This is a genomic window from Ramlibacter agri, from assembly GCF_012927085.1.
Classification (GTDB): domain Bacteria; phylum Pseudomonadota; class Gammaproteobacteria; order Burkholderiales; family Burkholderiaceae_C; genus Ramlibacter; species Ramlibacter agri.
In genome coordinates this window covers 3,542,203-3,555,023 of record NZ_JABBFX010000001.1, presented here as the reverse complement: position 1 = coordinate 3,555,023, position 12,821 = coordinate 3,542,203, and the positions used below count along the sequence as shown (strand labels likewise).

Sequence of the window (12,821 nt, the reverse complement as noted above, 5' to 3'; positions counted from 1 at the left end):
GAAAGAACGCAAAGGACGCAAAACAATTCAAAGGATTTTTTTGCGTCCTTTGCGGATCCTTTGCGTCTTTTGCGTCCGGAAGTCCGTCCCCGCCTACTTCGCTATCAAGTCGCTCGGAGGCACCGGCGGGAACAGCTTGCGGCCGAAGGCTTCGAGGTCCTGCACCGGGCCGCGGCCGCTGAAGCGGTCCAGCGCCAGGTAGATGGCGGGCGTGATGTACAGCGTCACCACCTGCGAGAAGATCAGGCCGCCCGACACCGCCAGGCCCAGCGGCTGGCGCAGTTCGGCGCCGGCGCCGAGGCCGAAGGCGATCGGCAAGGCGCCCATCAGCGCGGCCAGCGTCGTCATCAGGATCGGGCGGAAGCGCAGGCGACAGGCTTCCCGGATCGCCTCCTGCGGCGTCATGCCCAGCTCGCGCTGCGCGTGCAGCGCGAAGTCGATCATCATGATCGCGTTCTTCTTCACGATGCCGATCAGCATCAGGATGCCGATGGTGGCGATCAGCGTCAGGTCGAAGCCGAAGAGCTTCAGCGTCAGCAGCGCGCCCACCGCCGCCGACGGCAGGCCGGCCAGGATGGTCAGCGGGTGGACGTAGCTTTCGTACAGCACCCCCAGCAGCACGTAGATCACCAGCAGCGCCGAGACCAGCAGGATGGCCTGGCTGCCCTGCGAATCCTGGAACACCGCCGCGTCACCGCCATAGCTGGTGATGATGGACGGCGGCAGCTTCAGCTGCTGCGCGAACTGGTCGATCTTGCCGGTGGCCACGCCCAGCGGCGTGTCGGGCGCGAGGTTGAACGAGATCGTGATCGCCTGCAACTGGCCCTGGTGGTTGACGGCGGTCGGCCCCACCGTGCGCTCCACCACCGCCAGCGCCGACAGCGGCACCAGCGCGCCGTTGCGCCCGCGCAGGTTGATCTTGGACACGCCTTCCTCGAAGCGCCGGTCCTCGTTGGACGCTTCCAGGATCACGAGGTAGCTGTTCGCCGAGCTGTAGATGGTGGACACCTGGCGCTCGCCGAAGGCGTCGTACAAGGCATTGCGCACGTCGCCGATCTGCACGCCCAGCAGGTTGGCCTTGTCGCGATCGATGCGCAGCGATGCCTGCAGGCCACGGTTCTGCGAATCGCTGGTAACGTCGCGGAACGCCGGGTCGGCGCGCATGCGCTCCATCATCCGGTTGGACCAGTCGGACAGCGCGTCGGCGCTGACGCTCTGCATCGCGTACTGGTAGCGGCTCTTGCTCTGGCGGCCGCCCAGGCGCAGGTTCTGCACCGGCTGCATGTAGACCTGGATGCCCGGCACCTGGCGGGTGGCGCGGCGCAGCGAGTCCATCACTTCGTGCATCTTGGCGCGCTCGCTGCGCGACTTGAGCGACACGAACATCCGGCCGGTATTGAGCGTGCCGTTGGGGCCGCCGCCGCCGATGAAGGAGCTGACGTCCTGCACCGCCGGATCCTTCTTGATCACGGCGGCCACGCGGTCCTGCAGGTCGAGCATCGCGGAAAAGGAGATGTCTTCCGAGGCCTCGGTCGTCACCTGGATCTGGCCGATGTCCTCCTCGGGGAAGAAGCCCTTGGGCATCGTCGTCGCGAGGTAGCCGGTCACCACGAAGGTGCCCAGCGCCACCAGCAGCATCAGCTTGCGGCGCGGCAGCGTCCAGTCGAGCGTGCGCAGGTAGAAGCCGTGCACAGCGCGGAACAGGCGCTCGAAGGCGCGGTTGATCGGGCCGCCCGGCACGTGCTCGATCGCGACTTCGGAGTCGTGCCCGGCGCCGTCGCTCTCCTCGTGCTTCAGGAAGCGGCTGGCCAGCATGGGCACCAGGGTAAGCGACACCGCCGCCGACACCAGCACGGCCAGCGACACCACCACCGCGAACTCGTGGAACAGCAGGCCGATGACGCCCGGCATGAAGAAGATCGGGATGAACACCGCCACCAGCGAGATCGAGATCGAGACGATGGTGAAGCCCATCTCCCTCGAGCCCTTCAGCGCCGCCTGCATCGGCGGTTCGCCCTGCTCGATGTGGCGCACGATGTTTTCCAGCACCACGATGGCATCGTCCACCACCAGGCCCACGGCGAGCGTGATGCCTAGCAATGACACGTTGTCCAGGCTGTAGCCGAAGGCGTACAGCAGGGCCACCGCGCCGATCAGCGAGATCGGCATGGTGATCGCCGGGATCATCGTGGCCGTCACGCGGTGCAGGAACAGGTAGATCACCAGCACCACCAGCAGCACCGTCAGCGCCAGCGTGATGTTGACGTCGTGGATGGCCTCGCGGATCGACAGCGAGCGGTCGTTCATCACCGTGATGGTGATCGACTGCGGCAGCTGGGCGCGGAACGTCGGGATCAGCCTGCGCACCGCATCCACCACCTGCACGGTGTTGGCATTGGGCTGGCGCTGCACCGACAGCAGGATCGAGCGCTCGCCGTTGTAGCTGGCCGAGGTCTTGACCGACTCGTAGCTGTCCTCCACCGTCGCCACTTCGGACAGCCGCACCGGCGCGCCGTTGCGCGAGGCGACGATGATGTCCGAGAACTCCTTGGCGCTCTTCATCTGCGCGTTGGCCTGGATGGTCAGCGTCTGGCGCGGGCCGTCCAGCACGCCGATGGGCGTGTTCGAGTTGGCGGACTTGATGGCGGCGGCCAGTTCCTCCAGCGTGATGCCGCGGGCATTGAGCAGGTCCGAATTGGCGCGCACGCGCACGGCGAAGCGCTTCTGGCCGTTCACGTTCACCTGCGCCACGCCGTCGATGGTCGACAGCGTCGGGGCGATCAGGTTCTCGGCGTAGTCGTCCAGCTCCGCCAGCCCCATGGAGGGCGAGTTGAGCGCGATGAACAGCACCGGCGCGTCGGCCGGGTTGACCTTGCGGTAGGACGGCAGGACCGTCATCTCCGCCGGCAGCTGGCGCTGCGCGCGCAGCAGCGCCGCCTGCACGTCCACGGCGGCGGCGTCGATGTCGCGCGAGGGCTCGAACTCCAGCGTGATCTGCGAGTTGCCCAGCGTGTTGACCGAGCTGATCAACTTGAGGCCGGCGATGGTGGAGAACTGCTTCTCCATCGGCAAGGCCACCGAGGCGGCCATGGTGTCCGGCGAGGCGCCGGCCAGCTGGCCGTTCACCGAGATGACGGGCGTGTTGTAGCTGGGAAGCGCCGAAATCGGGATCTTCAGGTAAGCCAGGACGCCGGCGACGACCAGGGCCGCGCTCAGCAGCACGGTCATCACCGGCCGCCGGATGCACAACTCGGAGATGTTCACGTCGGGTCCTTCTTCGCCACCGGACCGGGCGAGCCGGGAACCATGCCGCCGCCGGGCTGCGGCGCGCGCTCCAGGCGCACGCGCGAACCGGGGCGCAGGTTCTGCTTGCCTTCGACCACGACGCGCTCACCAACCTGCAGCGCGCTCAGCACCGCCTGGTCGCCGAAGGAGTAGACGATCTCCACCCGGCGCGGCTGCACCGTCATGTCGTCCTTCAGCACGTACACGATGCGGCCGTTGGGGCTGGTGATGACGGCGGCGATGGGCACCACCACCGCGTCCTTCAGCTGGCGCACGGTCACGCTGGCGTTGACGTACTGGCCGGGCCACAGCGCGTGGTCGGCGTTGTCGAAGGTGGCCTTGGCACGCACCGTGCCAGCCGTGGGATCGACCGTGTTGTCGACGAAGCTGAGGAAGCCCTTCAGCGCCGCCGGCCGGCCCGGCACCGTGGCCAGTACCTGGGTGTGCTGGCGGGAAGCATCCAGCAGGTCCTGCAGGCGGCCTTCCGGCACCGGGAACTGCACGGCGATCGGATCGAGCTGGGTGATGGTGACCAGCGCGTTGCCCGGTTGCGCCAGGGTGCCGACGAAGGCGTTGATCACGCCCGTGCGGCCGGAGATGGGCGCGCGGATCTCGTCGTAGGTCATTTGCACCGAGGCGGACTGGATGGCGGCCTTGTCGGCCTCGACCGCGGCGCGCTGCGCCTCCACCTGCGACAGCACGGTGTCGGTGGCGCCCTTGGCGACGAAGTTCTGCGCCAGCAGTTCCTGGCTGCGCTGGTACTGCCGTTCCAGGTCGGCGAGCTGCGCCTGGTCCTTCAGCATCTGCGCCTTGGCCTTCTCCAGGTTGGCCTGGTCGGCGCGCGAGTCCAGCGTGAACAGCGGCTGGCCCGCCTTGACGAAATCGCCTTCCTTGACATGGACCTTCTGGACCATGTTGCTCACCTGCGGCCGCACGTCGACGCTATTGAGCGAGACCACCATGCCGTTGACGGTGACGGTGACCGGCACGTCCTGCTTCTTCGCCGTGGCCAGCGTGACCAGGGTTGCGAATTGCTGGCCGCTGGCCGCGCCGCGCGGGCCGGCGGCGGCGGGGGATTCCGCGGCGTGCGCCTGATCGGGCGCGCCCTTGCCGTGGTACCACCAGGCCGCGGCGGCGCCGACCACGACCACCGCGGCGACTGCGCCGTATGTTGCTTTAGAAGGCATGAAAAGAGTCCGTCTTGCGATGGTTCCGCCCGCTCGCACGGGCGTTTTCGGGCGAATCGCCCAATGTAACAGGTCGTAGCACCAAAGGCATCAAGAGCATCCGCAAGGGTTGCAGCGCCCGCACGGAAGCGGCAGGTCTTTACGCCCGCTTTACAACCTCACCCCCTGATGCTTGTCGCAGTCCTAGCGTTGCGCCAGGGCGTGGCTCACGCCCATGTTGGCCAGCGCATCCGCGCGTTCGTTGCCGGCGTCCCCGGTGTGGCCGCGCACCCAGCGCCAGTCCACAACGTGACCACCCTGCGTCAGCAGATCATCCAGGCGGCGCCAGAGTTCCGCATTTTTCACCGGCTGCTTGCTGGCGGTCTTCCAGCCCTTGGCCTTCCACCCGGGCAGCCATTCGGTGATGCCCTTCAGAACGTACTGGCTGTCCAGGTAGAGCGTGACCGCGCACGGGCGCTTCAGAGCCTCCAGCGCCTGGATCACGGCCATCAGCTCCATGCGGTTGTTGGTGGTGCTGCGCTCGCCGCCGTACAGCTCCTTGTTGGTGGTCCCGGAGCGCATGAGCACGCCCCAGCCGCCGGGACCGGGATTGCCCTTGCAAGCCCCGTCCGTGTAGATCTCGACCTGGTTCATTCCGTCAGTGTGTTTTGATGGGCTTGCAGCTCCGGCTGGCGCCGGCCGCTGCGATTGGTGATCGGCACCGGCGCGGACGCGAGGGCTTTCGCCTTCTTCCACACCGGGCCGATCCATTTGGCGCCGCGCACGCGCTTGACCGCGACGATGAAATACACGGCGCCGAAGATCGGCCAGGAGCGCTCGCCGACCGCGTCCATCCAGCCGAAGCGCTCCAGCCACTTCTCGGTGTTGAGCGCCGGGCGGTAGCAGCCGAAGCTGCTGGCTTCCACCTCGAAGGACAAGAGGCGCAGCCAGTCGCGCAGCCGCCAGTAGCCGATGAAGTCGCCGGCGTCGGGCAGGTAAAGCTCGCCGACGCCGAAGCGCCGGTACAGGTGGGCGCGCCGCTGGCGCAGGCCCCACAGGCTGGCCGGGTTCAGGCAGCAGATCACCACCTTGCCTTCCGGCACCAGCACCCGCTCCACCTCGCGCAGCGTGGTGTGCGGGTCGACGTTCAGCTCCAGCGAGTGCGGCAACACGACCAGGTCGATGCTGTTCTCCTCGAAGGGCAAGGCGGCGAAGTCCGTCACCAGGTCCGGCTTGACGTCGGCGGCCACGGCCTGGGCCTCGGGCAGCGCCAGCCACTTGTGCGGCATGCGGTTGGCGGCCAGCGTATCCAGCTCCGGCAGCCCGAGCTGAAGCGCGTGGTAACCGAAGATGTCGCCGACCGCGCGGTCGAATTCCGCCCGTTCCCAGGCCAGGAGGTACCGGCCGGGCGGGGTTTCGAACCACTTCTGCATTCCTAGAATCGGATCGCTCATGCGCAACGGCGTGCAACTTGGACGCGATTCTAGTCACGGCCCGTGACGGCACTCCAGACCACCGGGCGGGCCCGCCGGTTCCTCCCGCCGTGCTGTGTTCACACGACGACACGCCCGGAAACCTGAAATTTGCCACGCCGGCGCGCTTCAGCCATAGGCAGCTGGGCCATTCCCGGCAACAATGCGGGGCCGCATGCGGATCACCGAATTCCACCGATGAAGCAGTACCACCTCCTCGCCCTGGTCGCCGCGCTGGCCCTCGCCGGCTGCGCGAACCTCCAGGGCCCCGAGGCCGTCCCCGGCAAGGAAGCGCCCGTGGCCGGCGCCAGCATCGGCAGCCCGCTGCCGGCGGTCATTCCCGCCGGCCCGCTGTCGGCGATCCAGCCGAACGAGCTCTCCTCGCAGAACGTCGCCGGCCTGGAAGCCCCGCCCGACCTCTGGTCGCGCATCCGCCGCGGCTTCGCCATGCCCAACCTGGACACCGACCTCGTGCGGCAGCAGGAGCAGTGGTACGCGACGCGGCCGGACTACCTGCAGCGCATGACGGACCGCTCGCGCAAGTACCTGTTCCACGTCGTCGAGGAACTGGAGCGGCGCAACATGCCCACCGAGCTGGCGCTGCTGCCGTTCATCGAGAGCGCGTTCAACCCGCAGGCCGTGTCGACCGCGCGCGCCGCCGGCATGTGGCAGTTCATGCCCGGCACGGGCAAGGACTACGACCTGAAGCAGAACGTCTTCCGCGACGACCGCCGCAACGTGCTGGCCTCGACCAAGGCGGCGCTGGACTACCTGCAAAAGCTGTATGGCATGTTCGGCGACTGGCACCTGGCGCTGGCCGCGTACAACTGGGGCGAAGGCAACGTCACCAAGGCGATCCAGCGCAACCAGCGCGCCGGCCTGGGCACGGGCTACCTCGACCTGAACCTGCCCGCCGAGACGCGCAACTACGTCCCGAAGCTGCAGGCGGTGAAGAACATCGTGGCCGCGCCGGATACCTTCCGCGCCGAACTGCCGCTGATCGAGAACCATCCTTACTTCCAGAGCGTCACGCTGGAGCGCGACATGGACGTGGCGCTGGCCGCCCGCCTGGCCGACGTGGAGATCGACGACTTCAAGGCGCTCAACCCGCAACTGAATCGCCCCGTGATCCTGGCGGCCGGCACGCCGCAGATCCTGCTGCCCTGGGACAACGCCGCCGTCTTCAAGCGCAACTTCGCCGAATACAGCGAGGGCAAGTTTGCAAGCTGGACGGCCTGGAGCGCGCCGGCCACCATGAGCCCGGCGGAGGCCGCGCGCCGCACCGGCATGAACGAAGCGGACCTGCGCAACGTCAACGCCATTCCGCCGCGCATGCTGATCAAGGCCGGCTCGGTGCTGATCGTGCCGCGCCGCAGCGCCGAACAGCCGGACGTGGCCGTGCATGTCGCCGACAACGCGCAACTGAGCCTGGCGCCGGAAATCGTCACGAAGCGCATCGTGGTGAAGGCTGGCCGCCGCGACAGCATTGCCAGCATCGCCCATCGCTACAAGCTGGCGCCGGCGCAGGTGGCCGACTGGAACAACCTGCACGCGAACAGCACGCTGAAGGCGGGCCAGCAGATCGTGCTGAACGTGCCGGTGCGCAGCTCGCCGATCAAGGCCGTGGCGCACCATCCGCAGATGAAGGCCGCGGCCGCGCCACGCAACGGCGTGCGCACGCCCGCCAAGCCGGCGCCGCACAAGGCCGCGCCGCCGCCCAAGAAACACCATTAGGCGTGAACTATTCCGCGCGCAAGGGGCTGCCTGCTCCACGCGCAGGACAGTTCCGACGAATTGAACCGTTCGGCTCCGATGCTGGAGCGCGTTCGACCGGGCCACAGTGACTCCGTTCCATCACTGGAAGGAGTTCTGTATGAAGAAGACCATTCTCGCGGCGCTGGCCGCTGCTTCCCTGCTGGGCCTCGGCGCCACCGCCGCCAACGCGCAGGTGCGCATCACCGTCGGCCCGCCGGCGCCCCTCGTCGAGACCGTTCCTGCGGGCCGCCCGGGCTACGTCTGGGGCGGCGGCCACTACGAGTGGCGCCATGGCCAGTACGTCTGGGTCGGCGGCCACTGGATCGCGGAACGCCACGGCCACGAATGGCGCGACGCCCGCTGGGTCCAGCGCGGCAACGGCGAATGGGTGATGGTGGGCGGCAACTGGGAACGCCGCATGGACTACGACCGTGACCACGATCGCGGCCACCACTACGGCCGCCGCGACGACGACGGCGACGGCGTCCCGAACCGCTTCGACCGGCACCCCGGCAACCCCAACCGGAGTTAGGCCTTGAACTTCTGCTTCGCGCGGCGCGCGAAGTCGTTGGTGTAGGTCTTGGCGAGCGCGATCTTCTCCGGCTTCAGGGCCGGCTCGAAGCTCGCGATCGCCTTCAGCGCGGTGCGCGCGCCCTCTTCCGGCAGGATGCCGTCCACCGAGATCGCCTCGTGCACCTTGTTGAAGGACGCGAGGTACAGCGCGCGATCCCCCAGCAGGTAAGCCTCCGGCACCGCCTTGATCAGGTCGCTGGGCCCGGCCGTCTGCAGCCACTTGAGGCTGTGCACGATGGCGTTGGTGAGCGCCTGGCAGGTCGCCGGGTTCCGGTCGACGAACTCCATCGACGCATACAGGCAGGCCGCCGGCATGGGGCCGCCGAACACTTCCTGCGTGCCCTTGAGCGTGCGCGTGTCGCTGATGATGCGCACCTCGCCCTTCTGTTCCAGCATGGTCATCACGGGATCGGTGTTGCAGATCGCATCCACCTGGCCCGTGCGCAGCGCCGTCAGCGCCGAGGCCGAATTGCCGACCCCCACGAAGCTCACGTCGGCCGCCTTCAGGCCACCGCGCGCCAGCACCAGCGCCGCCACCATGTTGGTGGAAGAACCTGGCGCCGTGATGCCGATGCGCTTGCCGCGCAGCTCGCCGATGTTGCGGTAGCCCGGCATGGTCTTCGCCGAAACGCCCATCGCGATCTGCGGCGCGCGCCCCTGCACGACGAAGGACTGGAAGTGCTGGTTGCGGCTTTGCAGGTTGATGGTGTGCTCGTAGGCGCCGCTTACCACGTCCGCCTGGCCGGCCAGCGCCGCCTGCAAGGCGGGCGTGCCGCCGGCATGGTCCGTCACCTCGACGTCCACGCCCTCGGCCTGGAAGAACCCGAGCTGCTCCGCGATGGTGAGCGGCAGGTAGTAGAACGCCGCCTTGCCCCCGCAGGCGATGGTGACCCGCGGCTTCTCGACCTTCAGCTGCGCGCGCAGGAGGCGCGCAGCCGGCACGGCGACTGCAGCCGCGGCCAGCGCGGCGAAACGCCGGCGGTCGAGCTTGGGCGGGGGCATCGCCAGGTCCTCTCTCTGTGTTCTTCTGCGAATGCACAGAGACTAGTGCGCACTTTGATGCAGTGCATCAGGACCATCCCGCGCGGGTTTCCACGTAAGCGGAATGGGTGGGGCGCCCCGCCCCGGGCGCCTAGCGCCAGCCGATGAAGAAGATGGCCACGTTGGCGAGGAAAGCCAGCGCCCAGATGGCGGAGCGCGTGGTCGGCAGGCCGGCCACGTACATCACGATGTAGATGATGCGCAGCGCGATGAACAGCACCGCCAGCACGTCCAGCATCGCCTGCGGCGCGCCGAGCTGGTGGGCGATGATGACCGCGCCGATGAAGAAGGGCAGCGCCTCGAAGCTGTTGGCCTGCGCGCCGTTGGCGCGGGCCTTCCAGCCGTCCTGGCGCGCGAGCCAGCCGCGCGGGTCGGCATTGTCGTAGCCGCCGTCGCGCCTGGACTTGCCGGCGCCGCCGCGCTTGGCCAGGATCGCGCAGGCGTAAGGCATCAGCACGGCGAACAGCACGCACCAGTAGGCCACGGTGAAGCGAGCGTATTGCATTTTTATTTCGTCCTCCTGTCCACCAGCGCGTGCGCGATGGTGCCCAGATCCACGTATTCGAGTTCACTGCCGGCCGGTACCCCCCGTGCCAGCCGCGTCACTTTCAGTCCGCGCTGCTTGAGCGCTTCGGCGATCACGTGCGCCGTGGCCTCCCCTTCGGCGGTGAAGTTGGTGGCGAGGATCACCTCCTGCACCTCGCCATCGGTGGCCCGGCCGAACAGCTTGGCCAGGCCGATGTCCTTGGGCCCGATGCCGTCCAGCGGGCTCAGCTTGCCCCCCAGCACGAAGTACAGGCCATGGAAGGCCTGCGTGCGCTCCACCGCGGCCTGGTCCGCCGGCGTCTCCACCACGCACAGCTTGCTGCGGTCCCGCTGCGGGCTGCGGCAGGTGGCGCACACCTCGTCCTCGGTGAAGGTGTTGCACATGCTGCAGTGGCGCACGTGCGAAGCCGCCTGCTCCAATGCCCGCGCCAGCACGTGCGCGCCTTCGCGATCGTGCTGGAGCATGTGGTAGGCCATGCGTGAAGCGGACTTCACGCCCACGCCGGGCAAGCGGCGCAGGGCCTCGATGAGGGCCTGGAGGGAAGGTTCGGCCAATTAGAACGGGAGCTTCATGCCCGGGGGCAGGCCCGCGGTGAGCTTGCCCATCTTCTCGGCGCTGGTTTCCTCGGCCTTGCGCACGGCGGCGTTGAAGGCCGCGGCGACCAGGTCTTCCAGCATGTCCTTGTCCTCGCCGAGCAGGCTGGGGTCGATGGTCACGCGCTTGACGTCGTGCTTGCAGGTCATGACGACCTTCACGAGCCCGGCGCCGGCTTCGCCGCTCACTTCGATGAGGGCAAGCTCTTCCTGCGCCTTCTTCAGGTTGTCCTGCATGGCCTGGGCCTGCTTCATCAGGCCTGCCAGCTGTCCTTTGTTGAACATGGTGTTGACTCTCTAGGTTTTCTCGACAGGTTTGATGCTGCCAGGTACGATTTTCGCCCCAAACTCCTCCTGCATCTTCTGCACGAAGGGGTCGTTGAGGATGATCTGCTCGGCGGCCTGCTGCCGCTGCCAGGCGGCGACGGCATTGCGGCGCGCGGGGCTGTCGGTGACGGCCCCCACTTCCACCGAGATTGCGACGCTGTGGCCGGCGGCCTGCAGCGCGTTCTTGAGGCGCTCGCGCGCCGCGGGCTGGTTGAGCGTCTCGCGCTCCACGCGCAGCATCCAGTGGCCTTCGTCGCGCGCGACCAGCTGCGCCTGCAGCGCGAGTTCGCGCACGAGCGCGGTGATGGCTTCGGCGGCGACGAGGCCCTGCACCACCTGCTGCCAGAAGTCGCCATCGGGCGTGGGTGTCACCGAAGGGGCGCCAGGCGGCGGATCGCGCAGGGGTTCCGGCTGCACGCGCACGGGGACACCGAGCACGTCGCCGGCTTCGCGATGGGGCGCGGCGCCGCGCGGCGGGGCGTTGCGCGGTTCGACGACGGGGAGGACCTGGCCGGGCGGGGCCGTGGGGCGCGGGGTTGGCGGCGTTAGCGCGGCAACGGCGGCCGGCGCTGCATCGCTGGGGTCCGCTGGCGCGGAACCCGGCCTACGGGATTCGGCTTGCGGTTGCGGAGCGCTCGCCTGGGGTGCCGGAGCGCTCGTCGCAGCGGGCCTGGCAGGCTGGGTTGGCGCAGCCACCCCAGCTCTCCCCCCCGCCGCAGCTTTATTCAGAGTTTTTTTTTCCGTCGCGCCGGGTTTGAAGGCCAGCAATCGGAGCAGCACCATCGTCAACGCCGCATATTCGTCCGGCGCCAGCCCCAGCTCCTGCCTTCCATGCAGGCACAGGCTATAGAGCAGCTGCGTCTCGTCGGCCGGCATCGCTTCGGCCAGGCTCGCGATGGTGGCCGACTCCTCGTCGCTCGCGTCCGCCGCCGAGGGCACGGCCTGCAGCACCGCCATGCGCTGCAGCACCATGCTCATTTCCTCCAGCGCCGCCGCGGCCGACAGGCCGTGCACGCGCAACGTCTCGGAGGTCTCGACGACGCTCTTGCCGTCGCCGGCCGCCAGCGCTTCGATCAGGCGGAACACGTGGCTGCGATCGACGCTGCCCAGCATCTGGCGCACCGCCGGCTCCTGCAGCTGGCCGCCGCCGAAGGCGATGGCCTGGTCGGTGAGCGACAGCGCATCGCGCATGGAACCGCGGGCGGCGCGCCCCAGCAGGCGCAGCGCGCCCGGCTCGGCGGCCACCTTTTCGGCCTCCAGCACGTGCGCCAGGTGCTCCTGCACCGTCTCGGGCGCCATCGGCCGCAGGTTGAACTGCAGGCAGCGTGACAGCACGGTCACCGGCACCTTCTGCGGGTCGGTGGTGGCGAGCACGAATTTCAGGTACTCGGGCGGCTCTTCCAGCGTCTTCAGCATCGCGTTGAAGGCGTGGCCCGTGAGCATGTGCACTTCGTCGATCATGAAGACCTTGAAGCGGCCCTGCACCGGCTTGTAGACCGCCTGCTCCAGCAGGCCCTGCACCTCGTCGACGCCGCGGTTCGAAGCGGCGTCCAGCTCGGTGTAGTCGACGAAGCGGCCCGAATCGATGTCGGTGCAAGCCTGGCACACGCCGCAGGGCGTGGCCGTGATGCCGCCATTGCCGTCCGGGCCCTGGCAGTTCAGCGACTTCGCAAGGATCCGCGAAACGGTGGTCTTGCCGACCCCGCGGGTGCCGGTGAACAGGTAGGCATGGTGCAGCCGCTGCTGCTCCAGGGCATTGGACAGCGCCTGCACCACATGCTCCTGGCCGACCATCTGGGAGAAGGTCCGGGGCCGGTATTTGCGGGCAAGCACGAGATACGACATCGGCTCGATTCTACGGGGCCGGCGGGTGGGGTTTTTTCGCCTGAGTTGGCGCATGGTCCGGCTTTCGCCCCCCGGAGATCGGTACAATGCGTCCCTGACGGGCCTCCCCGCATGGTGAAGTGGCCAACCGGGTCAGGTGGGGAACCAAGCAGCCCTAACTGCGTAGCCAGTGCCGGGGGTAAGGCTCGTCAACTCCCCTTTCCTCAGTCGATGGCAC

The 12,821-nt window shown here is 68.2% G+C and carries 11 protein-coding genes and 1 other RNA gene; 3 read left to right on the top strand and 9 right to left on the bottom strand.

The genetic code is table 11. From position 1 onward, the window contains the following. Nucleotides 1-93 precede the first annotated feature (93 nt). The 4 genes from HHL11_RS17325 to HHL11_RS17310 all read right to left on the bottom strand — a co-directional run bounded on the left by HHL11_RS17325 (nt 94) and on the right by HHL11_RS17310 (nt 5,884). Nucleotides 94-3,264 carry an efflux RND transporter permease subunit gene (locus tag HHL11_RS17325; RefSeq protein ID WP_169419581.1) on the bottom strand — a complete coding sequence of 1,057 codons (3,171 nt, stop codon included), beginning with the start codon at nt 3,262-3,264 and terminating at the stop codon, nt 94-96. Further along, nucleotides 3,261-4,472, bottom strand: a complete 1,212-nt coding sequence (locus HHL11_RS17320; RefSeq protein ID WP_169419580.1) for an efflux RND transporter periplasmic adaptor subunit — start codon at nt 4,470-4,472, stop codon at nt 3,261-3,263. Before HHL11_RS17320 ends, HHL11_RS17325 begins: the two co-directional genes overlap by 4 nt. 183 nt (nt 4,473-4,655) lie before the next feature. Then, a complete protein-coding gene (rnhA, locus tag HHL11_RS17315; protein WP_169419579.1) occupies nt 4,656-5,105 on the bottom strand; it encodes a ribonuclease HI in 450 nt (149 codons plus the stop codon). Beyond that, nucleotides 5,102-5,884: a class I SAM-dependent methyltransferase gene (locus HHL11_RS17310; protein ID WP_169419578.1), complete on the bottom strand. Its 783-nt coding sequence runs from the start codon at nt 5,882-5,884 to the stop codon at nt 5,102-5,104. The genes rnhA and HHL11_RS17310 overlap by 4 nt, the downstream gene beginning before the upstream one ends. 237 nt (nt 5,885-6,121) lie before the next feature. Between HHL11_RS17310 and HHL11_RS17305 the strand changes: the two genes are divergently transcribed. Both HHL11_RS17305 and HHL11_RS17300 read left to right on the top strand, forming a co-directional pair. After that, nucleotides 6,122-7,657 carry a transglycosylase SLT domain-containing protein gene (locus HHL11_RS17305; RefSeq protein ID WP_169419577.1) on the top strand — a complete coding sequence of 512 codons (1,536 nt, stop codon included), beginning with the start codon at nt 6,122-6,124 and terminating at the stop codon, nt 7,655-7,657. A gap of 139 nt (nt 7,658-7,796) precedes the next feature. Beyond that, a complete protein-coding gene (locus HHL11_RS17300) occupies nt 7,797-8,210 on the top strand; it encodes a YXWGXW repeat-containing protein (protein ID WP_169419576.1) in 414 nt (137 codons plus the stop codon). Here the strand turns inward: HHL11_RS17300 and HHL11_RS17295 are convergent. From HHL11_RS17295 to dnaX, 5 genes are all read right to left on the bottom strand, one after another. Continuing rightward, the gene (locus tag HHL11_RS17295) at nt 8,207-9,253 is read right to left on the bottom strand and encodes an ABC transporter substrate-binding protein (RefSeq protein ID WP_169419575.1); all 1,047 of its coding nucleotides are present in this window, start codon (nt 9,251-9,253) and stop codon (nt 8,207-8,209) included. The two genes, HHL11_RS17300 and HHL11_RS17295, sit on opposite strands and share 4 nt — an antisense overlap. A 130-nt stretch (nt 9,254-9,383) precedes the next feature. Then, nucleotides 9,384-9,797, bottom strand: coding sequence for an MAPEG family protein (locus HHL11_RS17290; protein ID WP_169419574.1), 414 nt, complete (start codon nt 9,795-9,797; stop codon nt 9,384-9,386). Between the two features lie 2 nt (nt 9,798-9,799). Then, nucleotides 9,800-10,393 (bottom strand): recombination mediator RecR, encoded by a 594-nt coding sequence (gene recR, locus HHL11_RS17285; protein WP_169419573.1) that lies wholly within the window; start codon nt 10,391-10,393, stop codon nt 9,800-9,802. Next, nucleotides 10,394-10,717: a YbaB/EbfC family nucleoid-associated protein gene (locus HHL11_RS17280; RefSeq protein WP_169419572.1), complete on the bottom strand. Its 324-nt coding sequence runs from the start codon at nt 10,715-10,717 to the stop codon at nt 10,394-10,396. 12 nt (nt 10,718-10,729) lie between these two features. Continuing rightward, complete coding sequence (dnaX, locus tag HHL11_RS17275; protein ID WP_169419571.1) at nt 10,730-12,604, bottom strand: DNA polymerase III subunit gamma/tau; 1,875 nt, start codon at nt 12,602-12,604, stop codon at nt 10,730-10,732. 96 nt (nt 12,605-12,700) lie between these two features. Between dnaX and ffs the strand changes: the two genes are divergently transcribed. Further along, an RNA gene (gene ffs, locus HHL11_RS17270) (signal recognition particle sRNA small type) lies at nt 12,701-12,797 on the top strand. The last annotated feature ends 24 nt before the right edge of the window (nt 12,798-12,821 follow it).

Coding starts and splice junctions, on each gene's coding strand:
- HHL11_RS17320 (WP_169419580.1), bottom strand. CDS start 4,472: ATGCCTTCTAAAGCAACATACGGCGCAGTCGCCGCGGTGGTCGTGGTC.
- rnhA (WP_169419579.1), bottom strand. CDS start 5,105: ATGAACCAGGTCGAGATCTACACGGACGGGGCTTGCAAGGGCAATCCC.
- HHL11_RS17310 (WP_169419578.1), bottom strand. CDS start 5,884: ATGCAGAAGTGGTTCGAAACCCCGCCCGGCCGGTACCTCCTGGCCTGG.
- HHL11_RS17305 (WP_169419577.1), top strand. CDS start 6,122: ATGAAGCAGTACCACCTCCTCGCCCTGGTCGCCGCGCTGGCCCTCGCC.
- HHL11_RS17300 (WP_169419576.1), top strand. CDS start 7,797: ATGAAGAAGACCATTCTCGCGGCGCTGGCCGCTGCTTCCCTGCTGGGC.
- HHL11_RS17295 (WP_169419575.1), bottom strand. CDS start 9,253: ATGCCCCCGCCCAAGCTCGACCGCCGGCGTTTCGCCGCGCTGGCCGCG.
- HHL11_RS17290 (WP_169419574.1), bottom strand. CDS start 9,797: ATGCAATACGCTCGCTTCACCGTGGCCTACTGGTGCGTGCTGTTCGCC.
- HHL11_RS17280 (WP_169419572.1), bottom strand. CDS start 10,717: ATGTTCAACAAAGGACAGCTGGCAGGCCTGATGAAGCAGGCCCAGGCC.
- dnaX (WP_169419571.1), bottom strand. CDS start 12,604: ATGTCGTATCTCGTGCTTGCCCGCAAATACCGGCCCCGGACCTTCTCC.